This window comes from Yaniella sp. (assembly GCF_030453185.1).
Classification (GTDB): Bacteria; Actinomycetota; Actinomycetes; order Actinomycetales; family Micrococcaceae; genus Yaniella.
In genome coordinates, this window is record NZ_JAKDKW010000050.1 from 1 (window position 1) to 18,136 (window position 18,136).

Below are 18,136 nucleotides of genomic sequence, written 5' to 3' on the forward strand. Positions count from 1 at the left end.
GCATCCGCGTGAAGTCACGGTGGACGTCAATCTGAGGTTCTACCCAGCTCGAGGTACGGGGGACTTCCTCGGCGCGGTCCAGCAATGCCTCTGCTTGATGAGGGTCACCAAAGGAGGCATGGATCAGCGCTGATTTCACCAGGGCGTCGCGTGTGAGAAACGCAAACGCGGGAACTTCTACGTGCAGCTGCGCTTCGGTAAACGCAGCAATCGCCCGGTGAAAATCGCCAGCCAGCATGGCAGAAATACCCAATTGGACGCTAGCGTGCAGGGCCCAGCCATTGTGTCGGTCAAAAACGGAGACGAGCCCGCCTTGGTGCTTTCGCATTGTTTCAGCCTGCTCTACGGCTTCTCTATGGATACCGTTGGAACGAAACGCGCTCATACGAAAGACTGCTAAAAAGTACTGCTGGGCCGGTTCGGATTTCTCTGCCCCGGCAACAACGCTTGGGCTGAAGAGCACATCTGGCTCGGCGGCGGTCATTGCTCTATGAACACTGGTCAGGAAAAAACCAGGGTCTGAGAGCTCTGTTAATAGCAGCCCAATGATCGCAAAAAGTCGGTCCGTGCGGAAGCCGAACCACGCGGAAGCAGCGTCTTCGTCGATCAGTCGGCCCGCCTCGACAAAATGCTTGCGAGCAATAGCTTCTTCTACCGTCTCGACAAAACAGTGTAGGTGGTCATAAGGCTCGGTAGGAGTTTCTCGTATATTTACATGCTCATTTTCCACCATGCGGTTATGATACCCCTGTCTGACCAGTATTGTAAGACTTTTACGTTGAATTCACTCGCATCGCGTCGAACAGGAGCCTTCTGATGATGGTCTAATACGCGTTGTACTGAGCTATGCGCATTTGTGACAAGGCCAATGGTCTCTTGCCATTCGCAGCGCCGGGTGTAGAAAATATCGCTTAAATGCTAAGGCGCTGACACGCACATGGTTTATGTGCTTGTCAGCGCCTTCAGCGTTGACTTTCTTAGAGGCTAGACTTCGCTACCGCTGCGGTGACGTGCATAAAGCAATCCACCGATCACGAGTAACAGCAAGCCGAGTGCTCCGAAGAACAGCGCGAAGTTCGCACCGGTCGAAGGCAGCTCGCCTTCCTTATCGCCAGGGGTGTCTCCTGCAGGGCCCTTCGGATCCGCTGGATCAGTTGGACCTGGAGTTGTTTCTTCACCTGGTGATGGAGTTTCCGTCGGTGGTGGAGTTTCCTCAACCACTTCGGGCGGGGTCCCGTTGTATGGATCCTCGTCCTCGACTGGGGTTCCCGAAGCCGCCCCAACAGCATCAACTGATGCCAAGTTGGTGTGGAGTTCTTCACCCGCAGTCAGAGTCAACGTGGCCACACCGGTGATGGTTTCGCCAACAGCCCATGGACCATCCCACGTAGCAGTCAGGACACCATCGACCTCCTCGGCAACGAGTTCGTCACCATTTGGAAGCGTCCAGACAAGGTTCTCGATGTCCGTACCAGACTGCGTTTGGTCAGTCAGGACCACGTCGACGAGATCCTCATTTCCGGTATTTTGAACAGTGATCACGATGTCACGGGTTTGTCCGTCTTCGTACGCCACTGCTTCATCTTCGGTGTTGGCATCGTTGGTGATGGTGCCTTCTTCAGCGTCACCGTCACCCTTGATGATCTCTACCGCTGGGTCCAGGAGCACAACTCCTGCATCCCAGGTTGGGTCAATACCTTCTGAGGCTGTGACATCGAAGTACTCATAGTCATCATCCGAGGTCAGGAACGCATTGTCCTGGCCAAGTGTGAAGATCGCTGAGCGACCGTTTTCACCAGCGTTGGAATCCTGAGCGGGATCCTCATCCTGGGTGTAATCGGTGAACTTATACGTAGCTGCCTGTTCGTCGGTCAGGATGAACTGGACACTGTAGTCACCAACTGGCAGGTTATCGAAGAAGTACCGGCCACGCTCATCAGTCACAGTGTCAGCGACTTCGTTGCCTTCACCGTCGTAGAGCACAACAGTGACATCAGACAGTGGCTCTTCGCCTTCGTCCTGGACACCATCGTTGTTGGAATCGATCCAGACGTAGTCCCCAATGGCATAGTCACGGTCTGCAGGATCCGCGTTATACGGATCCTCATCCTCAACCGGAGTTCCCGAAGCCGCACCAACAGCATCAACCGATGCCAAGTTGGTATGCAGTTCTTCACCCGCAGTCAGAGTCAACGTGGCCACACCAGTGATCGTGTCACCAACAGCCCATGGACCATCCCATTCGGCCGTCAGGACACCATCGACCTCCTCGGCAACGAGTGCGTCACCATTTGGCAACGTCCACACCAGACTCTCAATGTCAGTACCCGACTGAGTTTCATCAGTCAGCACGACATCGACGAGATCCTCATTTCCGGTGTTTTCCACGGTGATGACAACGTCACGAGTTTCCGAGTGACCATACTGTTCAGCGTCATCTTCGGTGTTGGCATCGTTCGTGATGGTGCCTTCTTCAGCATCACCATCACCCTTGATGATCTCGACCGCTGGGTCCAGGAGCACAACTCCTGCATCCCAGGTTGGGTCAATACCTTCTGAGGCTGTGACACCGAAATACTCATAGTCATCATCTGAGGTCAGGAACGCATTGTCCTGGCCAAGGGTAATGACACCCGAGCGACCTTCAGCTCCAGCATCAGAGTCTGCCTCTACACCGTCCACCAGTGGGTCAGTGAATTTATACGTAGCTGCCTGTTCGTCGGTCAGGATGAACTGGACACTGTATTCACCAGCTGGCTGGTTATCGAAGAAGTACCGACCACGTTCATCGGTTTCGGTACGGTCTAGCTCTTCGCCGTCTTGGTTATAGAGCGCAACCGTGACATCTTCGAGTGGTTCCTCTTCATCGTCCTGGACACCATCGTTGTTGGAGTCAATCCAGACGTAGTCCCCGATAGCGTAGTCACGGTCTGCAGGATCCGCGTTATACGGATCCTCATCCTCAACCGGAGTACCCGAAGCCGCACCAACCGCATCAACCGATGCCAGGTTCGTGTGCAACTCATCGCCAGCGGTCAACGTCAACGTTGCGGTACCAGTGATAGTTTCGCCAACCGCCCATGGGCCATCCCATTCAGCAGTCAACACACCATCATCATTGGCGGTTGCTTCAACGGTGTCACCGTTCGGCAACGTCCAAACCAGGCTCTCAATGTCAGCACCGGACTGGGTTTCATCAGTCAGCACTACATCGACGAGGTCCTCAGTACCCGTATTTTCAACGTTGATGACAACGTCACGAGTTTCCAAGTGACCATACTGTTCAGCATCTTCTTCGGTGTTGGCATCGTTGGTGATGGTGCCTTCATCAGCGTCACCGTCACCCTTGATGATTTCAACATTCGGAATCGGATCGTTCTCGAACGTTTGCTGTTCCGAATTGCCGTAGGTATCGACAACCACTGCGATACGGTCGGTGGAGAGCTCATAGCCTTCTGGAGCTACGGTTTCTTCAACGTAGTACGTGCCTGGTTCACGAACGACAAGACCGCTGGCCTCACCGTCTTCGTCCAGTACGCGCAGTTGGCCATCTTCCACGAATGCGTCTTCAACAACGACGTTGTCTTCGCTGTCGAAGACCTGGAACCGAGATTCTGGGTCATTGATAACGACTTCGTCGTTTTGCGAGTTGACTTTCGCGATGGAAATTGGGTACCCATCAGATGGCGTGTACTCGGCTGAAGAACTACCAAAGAAGTTTGCTACAGGAACATCTTCTTCAAACTCGACGATCCGTACCAGCACATTGGCGCTAATGTTCTCTTGTTGTTCGAGAAGTGTGCCTTCTTGCTGCTGTACAGAAACGGTGTGGTCGTCTTCGTTATAGACAGCTTCGAGGTTGCCGCCAATGTCTTGTGGACCATCGGTCGGGTTGGCCCCGGTATCTACGTCATCGTGGTCAACAAAGCCAACGAATTCCAGTTCCTTAGGGAGTTCATCAACAACCGAGCTGATCTCCACCGATGAGTAGTTACCGTGCGGCACGAACGCCAAGTTGTAGACGTACTCATCTTGAATGAGTTCGCCGTCTTCGTCGATTTCAACGCGCAGGTTTTGCGTCCACTCTTCGTGGAAGGAATCGCGGATGGTTTTGCGAACTTCTGCTTCGTCACCATACGAGCTGGCTTCACTGGTGGTTTCCGACCAGTACAGTGGATAATCATCCGAGCCATAGAGCGTAGCAGAGTTCTCGACGTTCAAGGTCTGCCGATCTGACAGTGGCACCGTGTTGAGCGCAATATCGACAACATAAGGGGCAGTTGGCTCAGCCCAACTGTCCTCAACCGCAGCAATTCCACTCTCATTGAGTGTAATCACAAGTTCTCCCTCGTCATTAGCGCTCAAATCGAAGTGCGATTCATCAAACGATACGGCGTCGCCGTGCAATGTTCCGCTGATACTCTCAACGGTCTGTTCGAGATCCGAGAAGTCGAAAACATTCGGATCACGGTGATCGACAATGTAGCTGTTGGTTACATCAACAGCATTTGACCAGTCGCCATTGGCTTGGAAGCGGTATTCCAGTGTCGCGGATTCGCCTTCCTCAACGTAGACCGGGCCGTCATCATCGAGTGCCGTTTTGGAGAACTTTGCTTCATCCTCGAGGCCGTCGCCACGATCATTGAGCGTGACTTCGACGCTAGAACCGTAAGGGTCTCCATCATCGTTGAACGTGAATTGCGCGTCATTGATCAGTTCGTAACGCTCAATTCCACCATCATTGCTACTGGTCAGACCATCAGTGGTGGTGATCAGTGCTTTCGCTGAAATCTCAGCGTTAGTTTCACTGTCTTGCCCAATGTTGATGTAGAGCTTCTGGCCGACCACCGCGTACTGGTTGACGTAGTCGTCAGCAGCAAATGCAGCGCTGTCGCCGTCAAAGTCTTCAGCTTGGGTCAGCTCCATGCCTGAGATGAAGTCTTCAGCTGAAGTATCCCACTCTGCCTGCTCTGGCAGAGCGTCACTGATGACCACATTGCGGTCGAGGGTGAAGTCGTCATCATTGAGGTACCCGTCTTCAGCATTTCCGTCCCATTGGGAAAGATTTGCACTAAAGGTGTAGGTAATTTCCTGTGGCGGCACGATGCTGCCGTCTTCCGCAGTTGTGATATTCACCGACTCGAAGTCAGCACCCTTATCAAAGGCATCGCCTGGCTGAGGAACCGGTGGCTCTCCGGCACTGCCGTTAATGGGAACATCATCCCTACGGGTTTCTCCACCAAAGGTCGCGGTGTTTTCGAGGTTCAAGCCGAAATTGCCGTAACCCACTTCGAGCGCGTCAAATTCGCCCTGGAGTGCTTCTTCCAGTGCCTCTCGTTGCGCTTCAGTGATGGAAGCAGAGTAGGTGATGGTCAGCTCAGAAGGATTTTCGATGTCACCTTCGAAGGTGAAACCGTTATCAGAAAACTCTGGTTCGAAGTCAAAATCATTCGTTTCCTGGTTCCAACCTTCCGGACCCCAGGTCGTGATCTCAGCGTTGAAGCTGTCCTGGTCGTAGGTCAAGTACTCCGAGATTTCATCGGAAATCGTAACGTCCGAACGATCTGTATCAGCGTCAGTATTGACTGTCAGCGTGTAGTTAATAACAGCTTCGAGAATTTTATCATCGACTGAGACAACGCCTTCGTAGATGCTGACGAACTCGCTGAGAGCAGTTTCTCCTGCTTGTTTATCGAAGTGGTTGGAAACGTTCTCTGGTCCTTCACCGTCTCCGCGGTTGTTACCAATGCCGACATTTGCTTCACGTTCCTGGTCACCACCAAATGTTACAGTGTTGTCCAGCTGCACGCGATACTCACCCGGCTCAACGCCGAGGTCGTCAAATTCTTGCTGAATGGCATCGCGGAGTGCCTCGAGCTGGCCCTCGGCAACTGATGCCGTGTAGGTAATGGTCAGCTCGGATTGCTCGTCGATGTCACCGGTGAAAGTGAAACTGTTGCCATCGATTTCCGGTTCGAACTCGAACGGATTCTCATCCCAAGTCCAACCGCCATCTTCCGATGTCGCAATGCTCGCTTCGAAACTGCCCTCGTCGTAGGCCAGGTATTCCGACAGCTGGTCAGCAATGGTGAACCCAATACGCTCTGATGCGCTATTAACGGTCAGCGTATACTCAATACCGTGGTTGACGACGTCTTCATCAAGCACGACGTTGCCGCTTTCATCAAAGCTGACGAACTGGTCCAAACCAGTATTCGCGGCGCTCTTATCTAGATAGTCTTCAACTACGGACGGGCTGTCGCTTTCCTCACGGTTACCGCCGATGGTGATGTTGGTATCGCGCTGCCCATACTCACCAAAGGAGACAGTGTTGGCTAGCCCAAGACCGTACCCGCCAGTACCTTCGACTGCGTCAAACTGTGCCTGCAGCGCTTCGGTGAGTGCATCGAGCTGATCAGGATCGACTTGTGCCGAATACGCCACAGTCAGTTCCGACGGGTTCTCAACACCTCCGGTGTAGACAAAACCGTTGTCTTCGAACTCTGGATTGAACTCAAAGTCAGAGGTCGTGGAGTTCCACCCGATCTCGTCCCAGGTAGTAATTTCTGCTTCGAAACTGTCCTGGTTGTACATCAGGTACTCGGAGAGCTCATCGGTAATGCTGATTTCTGACCGGTCAGTGTCACGGTCGGTATGCATTTCCAGCGTGTAGTTGATTTCGTGTTCGAGGATATCTTCGTTGACAGTAACAACGCCCTGGTTGACACTCACATATTCGCTAAAACTCGAAGTGTCAACGGATTTTGCCAGATGATCTGAAACGCTTTCTTCCTGTGCGTCGCCGTCTCGAACGATGACTTCACGCGTGTATGTTTCAGGACCGACAGTCCAGGTAATGGTCTGGGACTCTGTCCGTTCGACTTCGTCAAACGTCATGTCGAGGTCCCAAACACCCTGGTTTGTCTCGCCCCAGTCCGCCGTGTCGTAGAAGGTAATTTGCACATCGCCATGTACCAGGTCGACACTCTGAATCGCGGTGTTCCCTGACGGGACTTGCAGCGATGATTCGTCGAAAGTCACGCCGTCTGGCAGCCCCACAGTGAGCGGACTGCTGGTATCAACGCCGTTGTCATACACCACGCGTAGCGTGAATTTGTCACCGGACGCCACCACAGCGTCATCGGCAAGAGGGCCACCGTTGTGCAGCGCGGAAACGCTGATTCCAACAGGAGCAGCAACTGCGGCTGGCCCAAGGGCTACTAACCCTGTGACCGATAAGACGGCGGCAAGAATACTTGCCAAGAACCGTGAGAACGTAGATTTCGTTCTCGACGATTCTTCAGTTTCGCTATGCAACGGACCCCCTCCTTCCAAAGTGTTTTGATTCATTCTTGTTCCCTTGTAATGAGATGATGAGATCCGGAATGTTACAAAGCACCCGAGGAGGGTCGCACTACTCCGGAGTTCCCCGCACCTGGGCATGGCAGGACCAAAACACCAAGTGGTAGGGATAACCGATCACCACCCTATGTTGAGGCTTCAACTTTTCTGAACGAAACCTGTGAGATTCACCCGCCTCCTCGCCCTTTAGAGTGGAGTGTGATCAGGCAGCATGGTTGGGGAGGAAGATAGACCAGCTCCCAACGAGCTCCTAGCAGCCTTGTCCAGCGTGGCCCCCGGGCATGGGTCAACCCGACTCCTGAATCATCAACGACGACGTTGGTCAACGTGACGTTCCTATACGGGCGCGGTGTCGGGACTCTCCCCCGTTAGCGTGTAAGTACACCTTGAACCCGGCAGGACACCCAGCAGAATGACCCCGGTTGCTCCAAGTTCGGAACCAACCTGCAGGAGCAAGGAGTGAACGGACGCCAGGTGGGGAACATTGGAAGCGAGTTCTGACGACGGCGTGAAGGCACCTGGTCAGGCTCCGACGAGCGGTGCCGTTGCCCAGAGACTGAGCGCATCCGACCAGAGCGTATGTCGAGCGCCGCTGAGACTGCCGCTATCGGCTAACCAGTCAGGCCAGATGTTGCGACTCTCTAAGAACAGGACCGCACTCCCTGCAACAGCCACTACGAACAAGCTAACTGCCAGTATTCGCTTCGACGGTCCAGTCTGCTTCCACAGCGCCCACACCGCGATACGCAAGACAGGGAGAGTGAGCGCCATGGCCGCTTGGGATGCCAATGCGAGATAAAACCCGGTCAACGCAGTCACGGCCACGACGATCATCTGCCACCGTGTTCGGTATTTCGCATGGCTAGTCTCCCCCAGAGGACGGCGACTGGTCTTGCGACATAGCGCGCACATCAAGTGTTGCCAGACCTGCGAGCGCAACCAACAGCGTCGAAGATACGCGCCGACGACAACACCGACAACCAATCCGGAAGCGCCCATCAGGTAGGAAGAACGATCGTCGAAAGGGCCGAGTGGCCGGATTCTTAGCGCTCTTTTGGCCGGAAACCAACCGCTGAACTGGTTGGAATTCTCTGCTCTTTCGGCCTGCTTCTAGTTGATCACACATAGGAGACGATCCAGCGGCGAAGGCGAAGGCATGGGGTGGTGAACCTTCAGACGAATGAGTGGGTTGAAACGTTGCGACTACCCGGCGTTTCCGTCCATCTCGAGTACATCAACCACGGCCCTACAGTGCCCCAGAATGCGCCGCGCTCATTGTCGGTGAATCACCAGGGCGATGACGACGCTCCTCGCGGTTCGCAGTGCCATCATGACGACGACGGCTGCCGATGGGCGAGGTTTTCCTGCCAGGCAACCACAAGGTCACAGTGACGGACCAATCACAGTGGACTCCGGTTCCCCTATATGCCAATCGTCAAGGCCAACAGTCACGGCCTTATGATGCGACTGAGGGTTCCTTCTCCGCTCGACGAGTCCCCACGTATGCGAGAGAGCGAAGCTCCGACCGGAGATCGTCGAAATCCTGAATCTCTTCTAAGGGATCGGCATCGAGTTCAAACTTAGAGCTCCACGATCGCATCTCCGCCAGCACGTACTCTGCTTCTACTGAGTTATCAAGTTGGCCTGATATCTCTTCTATTAATAACCGAACGTCTTCCCGAGTCGCTTTCGTAACATGCTCTCGCAAAAAGCGATCGCGTGTTCGATTTATCCTGCTCGAAATTCGAACGACACTTTCAGCGCGCAGGGCTCTTCTCTGACGTTGGCCCAATTCAAAGAATAGTAGTTTGAAGTTTCCTTCAAGTGTCTTCACGTTCAGATCGGCGTCCTCGCGATTCTTGATTTCCACTAATACACTACGTGCAAACCCGATCTTGTTGAGTTCGAACCCGCTTACTCCTGAAAGTTCACGAATTTTTACTTCGAGCGCATGAATCGATCCCTTGGCACCCGGTCGAATCGAACTACTCTCCTCGTTGCTGGAGTTAGAATATGGTAAATCAGCAGTTAGAGTTATGCGAGACCAATCGACTTCGGGCACAAACTCTTGACAATATCGCTTAGCAGCCGCGAGGGCGATATCCGTAGGTATCAAATCCTCAATATCCACTATGCCGTGAGGATTATCAGTTACCAAGTCGTTTAGTTCAGGGTCCGAGAGCTGCAAAACAAGTGCATCCTCAATCAACGGCTTGCGACGAGGACCACCTCTACGAATTGCTCCTCGTGCATCAGTTCCAGCCTTATCACCATCGAGTAGCACTATCACCGCGGGCTGCTCAATATCACGACCGCGTGCTAGATACACAAGATACGGCACTTGACTTACGCCACCCGCCGGAACAAGTGTGATCTCATTAAGATCCAATCGTTCAAGTTTCGATGTACTTCTGGAACCAAGCCAACTTGAGATTCCGGCTAAAAGGATCTGATCTGATGGTCCTTCAAGCATCAAATTGCACGTACCAATAAACGCGGTCTCACCAACAAAACTGCCGAACGCGGAACGCAATGGTTCATAATGGTTCTGTGCCACACTAGCGACGACTCTTGTGCCCTCATCATGCTCACCTTTTTCGAGAACTCGGATCCGTTCTGCGTGATTCTTGTCAATGAGGAATGGCGAATGCGTGACATATAAGACCTGGACAGGTTCCCGACTTTCATCTTTCGGATCAGCAAAATCTGCAAAAATACGTAATAAATCTTGCTGTCCCGAGCTTGACAGAAAGCGATCAGGCTCGTCCATAAGTAAGATTTCGGGTTGTCCATCAACCGGAGGTTCGTGGGCTAGGTACTGAACAAAATAACTTAAAAAGTATTTCAAACCGTCGCTTCGCTCATCGAAGCCATACGAACGTCCAGTTCTGTCACGAATCATGAAGACAAGATCATATTCGAATAGCGACACAAATAACTCAAATTTACTGTCCTGTGACCACCAACGTTGTAGATTCAGGGCCTTAGCTAACTGGCTATTTATAGTATCAACAATGCTGTTCGCATAGCCGTTTTTAGTCCGAACGGCAGCCTGTAATTCGACAAAAAGCGCTCGCTCGAGATCTGCCACATTCAATAGGAGGTCTGAAGCAAGTTCCAACTTCTTCAGCTCATCTGCATCTACTGGACCATCGGAACTGAATGATTCCGCGATTTCAGTCGCCTGGTTGACGACGGCTTCATCGGCCCGCACCTTACCTACCTGCTCATCACTAAAGACTCGACGTCGTCGTGGTGGACCTGTCTCGAGGTAAACCCGCTGGAGGTGGACTTCAATGAGCTGCTTGCCGAACCCATCCCGGAAGTTATCTTCCACCTCGCCGCACAGATCGAAGTCCGCGAATCAGCCAGAGCCCCGATTCACGACGGCGACCCCACCGGTAGTTCCCTTTGTCAAAGACTTGATTCCAGTACCAAACCTGGAGAGGAATAAGTTCAGGCCTATCAATGGCACACACCATGACGTTCTACAAAAGCAATACATCCCTCGCTATGACTAGAGGCTCCATATTTGTAGCTGCCACTAGGGCTGGGGCTGCCTCTTATTGCCATAAGAAGATCACGCATAAGCGCTACTTCCTGGCACGACATGAGCTACGCACTGAATATGAATAAGGTACGTCGCGCGGTTGACCGCGCGACAAATGCCATGTACTTTATGAGTATCAGTCTCTGCCGTTGACTTCCCTCCTGATACTGGGAAAGCCGATGACAGAGACTTTATTTTTATGCCCCGACGATGGATGAAGATGGCTAGATCACAAGAACCAATTTATGCTGTTCACCCTGCGCCTATCGTCGCAATTCTAGTGGACGGCGGCTTCTATCGTCGTCGAGCGGCTTCGCTTTTCGGCCACAAAGAACCAAAAGCTCGTGCCGATGAGCTCATGGAATACTGTCGACGCCACATCAAACATCGCGGAAGCCGACTGTACAGAATTTTCTATTATGACTGCCCACCGTCGGACAAGGTCATTTTCCATCCTCTAACTCGCCAACACGTCAACTTGGCAAAAAGTAATGACTACAAGTGGATGAATAGCTTCCACCAGGAAATTACCAAGAAACGTAAACTAGCTCTGCGCATGGGTGAGAATCTTGAAACTCAAGATGGATATCAGCTGAAGTCCCACGCACTCAAACGGCTGCTATCAGGAAAGATGGATACTTCTGATCTGACAGAACGGGACTTCTACCTCGACATCAATCAAAAGGGTGTTGATATGAGAATTGGGCTTGATATCGCTTCCCTATCTGCTAATAATTACGTTGATCAGATCGTCATGATCTCCGGCGATAGTGATTTCGTACCAGCAGCCAAACATGCTCGTAGGACTGGAATTGACTTTATTCTGGACCCCATGTGGGCGAGAATCTCTGAGAGTCTCCACGAACATATAGATGGGCTCTACGGGCCCGTGGCTCGTCCGCCGCGGCAGGAAGAGGACCCTCTACACATCAGTAATTCCCAAGTCATCGAACATCCTGAGGACGACGACGCGACGCTCTAACTCGTATTCACAGTCACATCTGCTATAAGTGGGCAGGTGTTTGAAGAACTTTGGGAACGAGCGACCAGCGTGCAACCACCGCTGACCGACATCTGGGTAGTGGTGGTAGGCGTTGCCGCCCTGCTGCTCACATGGTCCCCGCTTGGCTACCGCCTGGTGCGACACCTGGCAACACTGCTCCACGAGGCCGGCCACGCACTGGTCGCGGTCCTTGCTGGACGGCGACTCAGTGGTATTCGCCTGCATTCGGATACTTCGGGGCTGACGGTTTCGCGCGGCCGACCGACCGGGCCGGGCATGGTGGCAACCCTGCTGGCGGGCTATCCCGCACCGGCGATCGTCGGACTGGGTGGCGCTTGGCTCGTCAGCAACGGCTATGCTGCCGGCTCGATGTGGGCACTGGTCCTACTGTGTGGGCTGATGCTGCTGTTGATCCGCAACCTCTATGGATTGTGGGTTGTGCTGGTTACCGGCGTCGGGATTGCGGTGCTTTCGTGGACAACAACGCCCGAAGTGCTATCGATCGCCGCATATCTCATGGTGTGGTCACTGTTATTGGTTGCACCACGCGCTGTAGTCGAACTCCAGCGCAGCAGTCGCCGCCGAAGTAGAAGTCGTAGCGGTAGTGACGCAGATCAGTTGGCCGGTCTCACCCGGTTGCCAGCGGGTCTGTGGATCGGCCTTTTCTGGCTTATGAGCGTGGCCTGTCTATTGGGTGGCGGCTGGTTGCTGCTCAGCGGCGTCTGACGCACCTACTCGGTAGGTTTTCACCCAACCATCAATGATGTCCCAGACACAGATGATGCCGACGCTCAATCCAAAGATGACCGCGATCGTGTAGAACGAATCCCCGCTGACGGCGTTGTCGACCGCGAGCTCAAGGAACATCTCGCTGAAAAGCTCCCCGCGAACTAGCAGGCTGATGACCCAGCTGAAGAACAGGACTGAAAGCACCGTGTTGATGATCGCCAACGTCGCATTCCACTGTCGCTTCACGTAGAGCAGGATCGCGAACCCGATCTCGAGACCGATAATCCCTAGTAGGCCGAGCATGGCCCACGGCCACAGCGCTGGACTGAGTATGGGAATGGACTGGTCACCAATGCGAATGAAACCGGGGATCTGATCCCACAACACAACGAGAATCATGAGCCCTAAAAAGACCAATGATGCAATCAGGTCGAGGCGCCCCGGGTCTTGCTGGCGTGGTTCGGGCAGCTGATCAACGTCCCAGGTGATTCCGGTATCCGCATCGGAACGTTCCAGGATGGCAAAAACGAGTGTGACCCAGAAGCACACATGCAGGCCGGCGGTCACTGCAGCGCCAATTGATCCGCCGATAATGTCCCCGAGGTCGCCACCTGCCAATAGTTGGGCAAAAGCGACCACTCCGAGCACCGCGGCCGGAACAATCAGTAACAGGCGCTTGAGCAGGCACCACCAGGACAGGTAGTAACGCGGTCCGATGAGCTGCAGCGTTCTATCGGAGTAACTAGCCGCAAGCACAGCTGGATCACCAAGCTCCGTGAGCACATTGCGCTCTGCCGTCTCGTAGTCCTCCCCTTGTGCCACTTGCGCTTCAACGGCGTCAGCAATCGAAGCGTGCAACTCGGGTCGCACCTCGGCTTGAAGTTCCGGCGACAGGTATTTGACTGTCGCGGCAATGTATCGTTCGGGAAGTGGAGTAGTCATGTTATTTCTCCTCATTGGTGAGGGGATCGTCGCCCAGCGCATCAACCGACTTCGACAAGGCCAGCCATTCACTGTGCATGGCCTCGGCTAAGCCAAGACCCCTCTTCGAGGTTTGGTAGAACTTTCGTGGTCGAGATTCTCCGGTGTCCCAGTGGCTCGTCAGATGCCCCTGCTTTTCTAAACGACGCAAGAGCGGATACAGCGTATTGGCCTCGGTGACGAAACCTGCTCGCTGCAGATCCTCGAGAAGCCCGTAACCGTAACCAGGCGTACGCAACAACTGCAAACACGCCAGCACCACGGTGCCGCGGCGCAGCTCTTGGATGTGAGGCTCAAATGCTTCGACCATGCGCAACACTATACTGTGTGAGACACACTATCGTCAATCACACACACGAAGAGTGCTCCCCAGGAGCTTGACGCCATGTCGGCTTGAGTAAGACATGGACATCATTGTTAAACACAAGGTGCCGATCGTCATTACCTCTTCGAGTGCGCGTCCTGAAGTCAACGAGGCGGTGCACTCTTATGACGGTATTGTGCTGCATGATGCCATCCACAATCGCTTTGCCCATACGGCAAAAGAATAAGGACGCGGATGGGCTCATCGCGGTGACAGCAGATACAGACCTGGGCTATAGCAACTACTTCACCGGTATCCACGGTAACTACCTTCGCGGCAGTATTACCGCGGCCAGATTCGATGCGGAGGCCCTGTCCGCCCCGCAAGACGACGCGCGGGCTAGTCGAGCGCCTTGCAACTGAATATCACGACCCCATCGATCAGCTGAGCCAACAAACACGGGTAGCCAACACCGCCTCGGTGAACTAGCGCTGCGGGGCCCTCGGGATTCCAACAACGAGACCGTGTACCTCACAAAAGGCGCAGTGTAAAGTGAATTAACATGGTCCGCTTATTTGATCCTCGGAATCGTGAAATCAGTGAGCACCAAGCTCGCCGCTATGCCATGTTTGAAGCCTTGCACACCACTGTCGATTTTCTGGCAGCCTTTCTGTTCGTCATTGGTAGCGTCCTCTTCTTTTTCCCAGAGCTTCAGACCGCAGGCACCATCGGTTTCCTGGTTGGTTCGCTGTTCTTTGCTGCGAAGCCAAGTATCCGTCTGTCTCGCGAGATCTGGCTCGCTAGGTCAGGATACGTAGGAAACCTAGCCCAAAAGGCTCCTGAAGCCCCGAAGTTATTTGATCGCCCAAGCGCGGAAGACCCTTCCAACCAACAAGACCCTGGCACGGATGATAACAAGAGCGGGTCTTAGCTCAGCTGGTGTGCTAACTGGTGCAGCGCTTCACGGCCAACGAGATCGCCAGCGAGTAACGGCACCGTATCCGTTGATACTCCGGGCAGTTGAGCTTGTAGGAAGGCCACATGCTTGTCTTCTTGTACTCGGCGAGAGGCTAAAAACTCTCCGGCATCGGTTGGCGACAATCTGTTGACAACAAAACCTCCGACGTCGACGCCGGTGTCGCGCAACTGCCCATACAGTTCAATCGACTCCAGTACGGGGACGCGTTCACCAATCAGTACGATGACAAAGCTGGTGCGTTTGGCATCCGTGAGGACATTGCGCATCATCTCGAACCGATTTTTACGCCGCAATAGCATCCTCCGGATGCGGCGATCCCGGTTTTCTCCGGATGCCGATTGCGGATCGTCATCACCGTCTATCGCTCTGATCGCGGCACCGAACTTCTCGGCCTTGGTCCGCCGGTTCAGTAGCCCCTCGGTCCAGAACGTCATGATTTCAGGCAGTGCCATTAAGCGTGCCGTGTGTCCCGACGGGGCGGTATCGAAAATCAGGAGATCATGATCATCCAGTCCATACTCGATGATCATGGCCATGCGCTCCAACATGGCTGACTCGTGTGTGCCGGGAGTTTGTGCTGCCAGTTTCAGGTGCTGAGTGACTTGGGGATGTAGGTGCTGGGGCATGAAGTCACGCAGTGTCGCACCGACTTCAGCCAAATAGTCCGTGATGGTGGCCTGCGGGTCGATCTCTACGCCGTCCACCACCCCGGTGCCGTCTTGACTGCGAAAGAGTTCAACAACCTCATCGCCAACGGTTTGTTCCCAGAGGTGGCCGAGGTTGTGCGCCGGGTCGGTCGAGACGAGCAGCACACGTCGACCAGCCATGGCTTGGTGCAGGGCCACCGCCGAGGCGGTCACTGTTTTTCCAACGCCACCTTTGCCCCCGAGGAACAGGACGTTGCGTTGACTGGCAAGTTCTAGCAGCATGACGGGTCGCTTTTCAACAGCAGCTCATGCCGTCGAATGGGGACTGCTCAAGTCCTTGACGAGTGTGCCATTCGTGCATGCGGTCTAACATTTCGGGGAGCAATTCCAGGGTGACACCGGAGGCAGGGTTGGGCACGCCCAGCGCTTCGGACATAACCAGCATCATGAACAGGTCTTCTTCGTCGCGTTTGGCACGGGCGAAGGTCCGTCGGTAAGGAGCCACATAGTACTCCTTGAGGCCTGCGCTGAAGCGTTGCCACCAACCCATTATGTTGCCTAACGTCGTGGAGTGCCGACGGGCAGCTTCTCGTCTTCGGTGAGCAGCTGCTCGTCTTCCGGTTCTGGATCGAGTTTCTTGGTTCTGACCATAGCAAGAATCGCTTCGAGCATCACCCACACCGCAGCGACCAGGATGATAATGTCCAGGCCGAACAGCAGCCAGTTGCCTTCGTTGTAGAACTGTCCAACCTGCAGGATGAGCGCGAACATGGACACGAAGAGCACAAAGACCATCGGGATCAGCGCTGGCAAGAACGGACGTCCCTTGCGCATGAGCATGACCACAACGATCCCCAGTGTCAGTGCGGCCAGCAGCTGGTTGGTGGTACCGAACAGCGGCCAGATCAACACACCACCCGAGCCATCGGCACCGGCGGAGAACGTGAGCGCTATGCACACACCGACCGAAATGGCGGTGGCCGTGTACATGCCGATCTTCAGGTTGAACACTTCGGCGATCTCTTGGACCACGTAGCGTTGCAGCCGAACCGCAGTATCCATGGTGGTTGCCGCAAACAGGACAGCCATGGTTGCCAGAATGGTGGCGCTCAGAGACTCAGGTAGGCCGAGCCCCTGGTTGACCAGTGTGCCACCAGCTTGAACGAAGACTTCAACGCCACCGTTTTCGAAGCTGGAGTAGATTTCTTCCCATTCTTCAAAGGTGCGGAAGCCCGCGGTGGTCACCAGGATGGCACCCAGGGCGAGCAGGCCTTCACCCACGGCCCCGAAGTAGCCAACGAAGCGGCCATCGGTTTCGCGGTCAATCTGTTTGGCGGTGGTCCCGGAAGACACGGTGCCGTGGAAGCCGGAGATCGCACCACAGGCGATCGTCACGAATAACAGCGGCATCAACGATGGGGTATCAGCCGGGACATTATTGTTGATGGCTGGCGCAACGACCGTTGGTGTTGCGATAACAAAGGACGCGTAGAGCAGGCCCAGACCGATAAACAGCTGCAGACCGTTGATGTAGTCGCGCGGCTGCATCAGCACCCAGACCGGCAGCAGCGATGCGACCGCACCATAGACGAACAGAATGATAATCCACCAGGTAGTTGCCGGCAGCCCAAGTACACCCTCGGGAATCGCCAACGGAAAGCGGTCCCCCAGTGGCACCAAGACACACAGTGCCGCAACACCAACCACGGTGACGATCGGCAAGTTCCAGTTATAGCGATACATGGCCTGGCCCACAAAGACGGCGACAATCAATGCACCCCAGGTCGGGATGACGGCGGTTGGCGAAGCGACCAGCAGATCGGCGGTGATTGTGGCGAAAGCTGCGATGACCATCATCAGCAGGAAGAAGATAACCACCAAGAAGAGGTTTCTGCCGCGTGGTCCAATATAGCGGCCGGACAGCGAACCCAACGATTGACCCTTGTTTCGCACAGATGCCCAGAGGGACCCCAGGTCGTGCATACCGGCGAACAGTACGGTACCGAACACGACCCATAGGAATGCGGGGAGCCAACCCCAGATCACGGCGATCGCTGGACCCACAATGGGTGCGGCACCGGCAACCGAGGTGAAGTGGTGGCCCCATAAAACAAATTTATTGGTGGGGACATAGTCGGTCCCGTCGTTGAAGGCATGCGCGGGTGTCTTGAACTCGGCGTTGAGTTTGAAGACCTTTTTTGAGAGATATTTTGAGTACAGGAAGTAGCCGGCAAGCATGATGGCAACGCCGATAACCGCCAGCAACAAAGCGTTTGGACCCTCGTTCACGGAAGTCTCCTCAGTGTGGTGATATCTGCACCGTTTCGTATGACCCGAATCATGGTAGCAGGGCGAGAATACGCGTTTCGACATCGAGGGTAACGTGCCTCCATCCCCGTACGGCGGCAAGACGCTGAGAGCAATGCACTTTGTGTCTGACGGGTGACGCCTTAGCATTACCAGCGTGTGGAAAGCTCTTGGTGCCCTGTGTGTTGGCCTCTTCATTACTCTGCTGGACCAGTCGTTGGTCGCCGTTGCGCTGCCCCAGATTACCGAGGATTTAGACGCCACCGTCAATCAG

The 18,136-nt window shown here is 54.3% G+C and carries 13 protein-coding genes; 4 read left to right on the forward strand and 9 right to left on the reverse strand.

Annotation, left to right across the window (positions count from 1 at the left end; genetic code table 11):
- From L0H14_RS08260 to L0H14_RS08275, 4 genes are all read right to left on the reverse strand, one after another.
- A partial coding sequence (locus L0H14_RS08260; protein ID WP_301421633.1) for a hypothetical protein occupies positions 1-733 on the reverse strand: 733 nt, incomplete at its 3' end.
- 251 nt (positions 734-984) lie between these two features.
- Positions 985-7,317, reverse strand: coding sequence for an SdrD B-like domain-containing protein (locus L0H14_RS08265; RefSeq protein ID WP_301421634.1), 6,333 nt, complete (start codon positions 7,315-7,317; stop codon positions 985-987).
- Between the two features lie 567 nt (positions 7,318-7,884).
- Positions 7,885-8,196, reverse strand: coding sequence for a hypothetical protein (locus L0H14_RS08270; RefSeq protein ID WP_301418654.1), 312 nt, complete (start codon positions 8,194-8,196; stop codon positions 7,885-7,887).
- Between the two features lie 622 nt (positions 8,197-8,818).
- Positions 8,819-10,699: an ATP-dependent endonuclease gene (locus L0H14_RS08275; protein WP_301418656.1), complete on the reverse strand. Its 1,881-nt coding sequence runs from the start codon at positions 10,697-10,699 to the stop codon at positions 8,819-8,821.
- Between the two features lie 433 nt (positions 10,700-11,132).
- Here L0H14_RS08275 and L0H14_RS08280 point away from each other — a divergent pair, with 433 nt between their 5' ends.
- Together L0H14_RS08280 and L0H14_RS08285 are read left to right on the forward strand one after the other, a co-directional pair.
- Positions 11,133-11,894 (forward strand): NYN domain-containing protein, encoded by a 762-nt coding sequence (locus tag L0H14_RS08280; RefSeq protein WP_301418658.1) that lies wholly within the window; start codon positions 11,133-11,135, stop codon positions 11,892-11,894.
- Between the two features lie 36 nt (positions 11,895-11,930).
- Positions 11,931-12,641 carry a M50 family metallopeptidase gene (locus tag L0H14_RS08285; protein ID WP_301421635.1) on the forward strand — a complete coding sequence of 237 codons (711 nt, stop codon included), beginning with the start codon at positions 11,931-11,933 and terminating at the stop codon, positions 12,639-12,641.
- Here L0H14_RS08285 and L0H14_RS08290 read toward each other — a convergent pair.
- Together L0H14_RS08290 and L0H14_RS08295 are read right to left on the reverse strand one after the other, a co-directional pair.
- Positions 12,603-13,586 carry a permease prefix domain 1-containing protein gene (locus tag L0H14_RS08290; protein ID WP_301420005.1) on the reverse strand — a complete coding sequence of 328 codons (984 nt, stop codon included), beginning with the start codon at positions 13,584-13,586 and terminating at the stop codon, positions 12,603-12,605. The two genes, L0H14_RS08285 and L0H14_RS08290, sit on opposite strands and share 39 nt — an antisense overlap.
- A 1-nt stretch (position 13,587) precedes the next feature.
- Complete coding sequence (locus L0H14_RS08295) at positions 13,588-13,935, reverse strand: PadR family transcriptional regulator (protein ID WP_301420007.1); 348 nt, start codon at positions 13,933-13,935, stop codon at positions 13,588-13,590.
- 197 nt (positions 13,936-14,132) lie between these two features.
- Here L0H14_RS08295 and L0H14_RS08300 point away from each other — a divergent pair, with 197 nt between their 5' ends.
- Both L0H14_RS08300 and L0H14_RS08305 read left to right on the forward strand, forming a co-directional pair.
- Entirely contained in the window at positions 14,133-14,351 is a 219-nt protein-coding gene (locus L0H14_RS08300; RefSeq protein ID WP_301420009.1) for a hypothetical protein, read from the forward strand.
- Positions 14,352-14,491: 140 nt separating this feature from the next.
- A complete protein-coding gene (locus tag L0H14_RS08305; protein ID WP_301421636.1) occupies positions 14,492-14,860 on the forward strand; it encodes a YrhK family protein in 369 nt (122 codons plus the stop codon).
- On the opposite strand, the gene L0H14_RS08310 is transcribed toward L0H14_RS08305, so the two are convergent.
- Genes L0H14_RS08310 through L0H14_RS08320 form a run of 3 tightly spaced genes read right to left on the reverse strand, consistent with a single transcriptional unit; the run spans position 14,857 to position 17,844 of the window.
- On the reverse strand, positions 14,857-15,837 hold the full coding sequence (locus tag L0H14_RS08310) for an ArsA family ATPase (RefSeq protein WP_301419916.1): 981 nt from the start codon (positions 15,835-15,837) through the stop codon (positions 14,857-14,859). The genes L0H14_RS08305 and L0H14_RS08310 overlap by 4 nt on opposite strands.
- 13 nt (positions 15,838-15,850) lie before the next feature.
- Positions 15,851-16,105, reverse strand: a complete 255-nt coding sequence (locus L0H14_RS08315; protein WP_301419917.1) for a cory-CC-star protein — start codon at positions 16,103-16,105, stop codon at positions 15,851-15,853.
- An 8-nt stretch (positions 16,106-16,113) separates the two neighbouring features.
- Positions 16,114-17,844, reverse strand: a complete 1,731-nt coding sequence (locus L0H14_RS08320) for a carbon starvation protein A (RefSeq protein ID WP_301421637.1) — start codon at positions 17,842-17,844, stop codon at positions 16,114-16,116.
- Positions 17,845-18,136 lie beyond the last annotated feature (292 nt).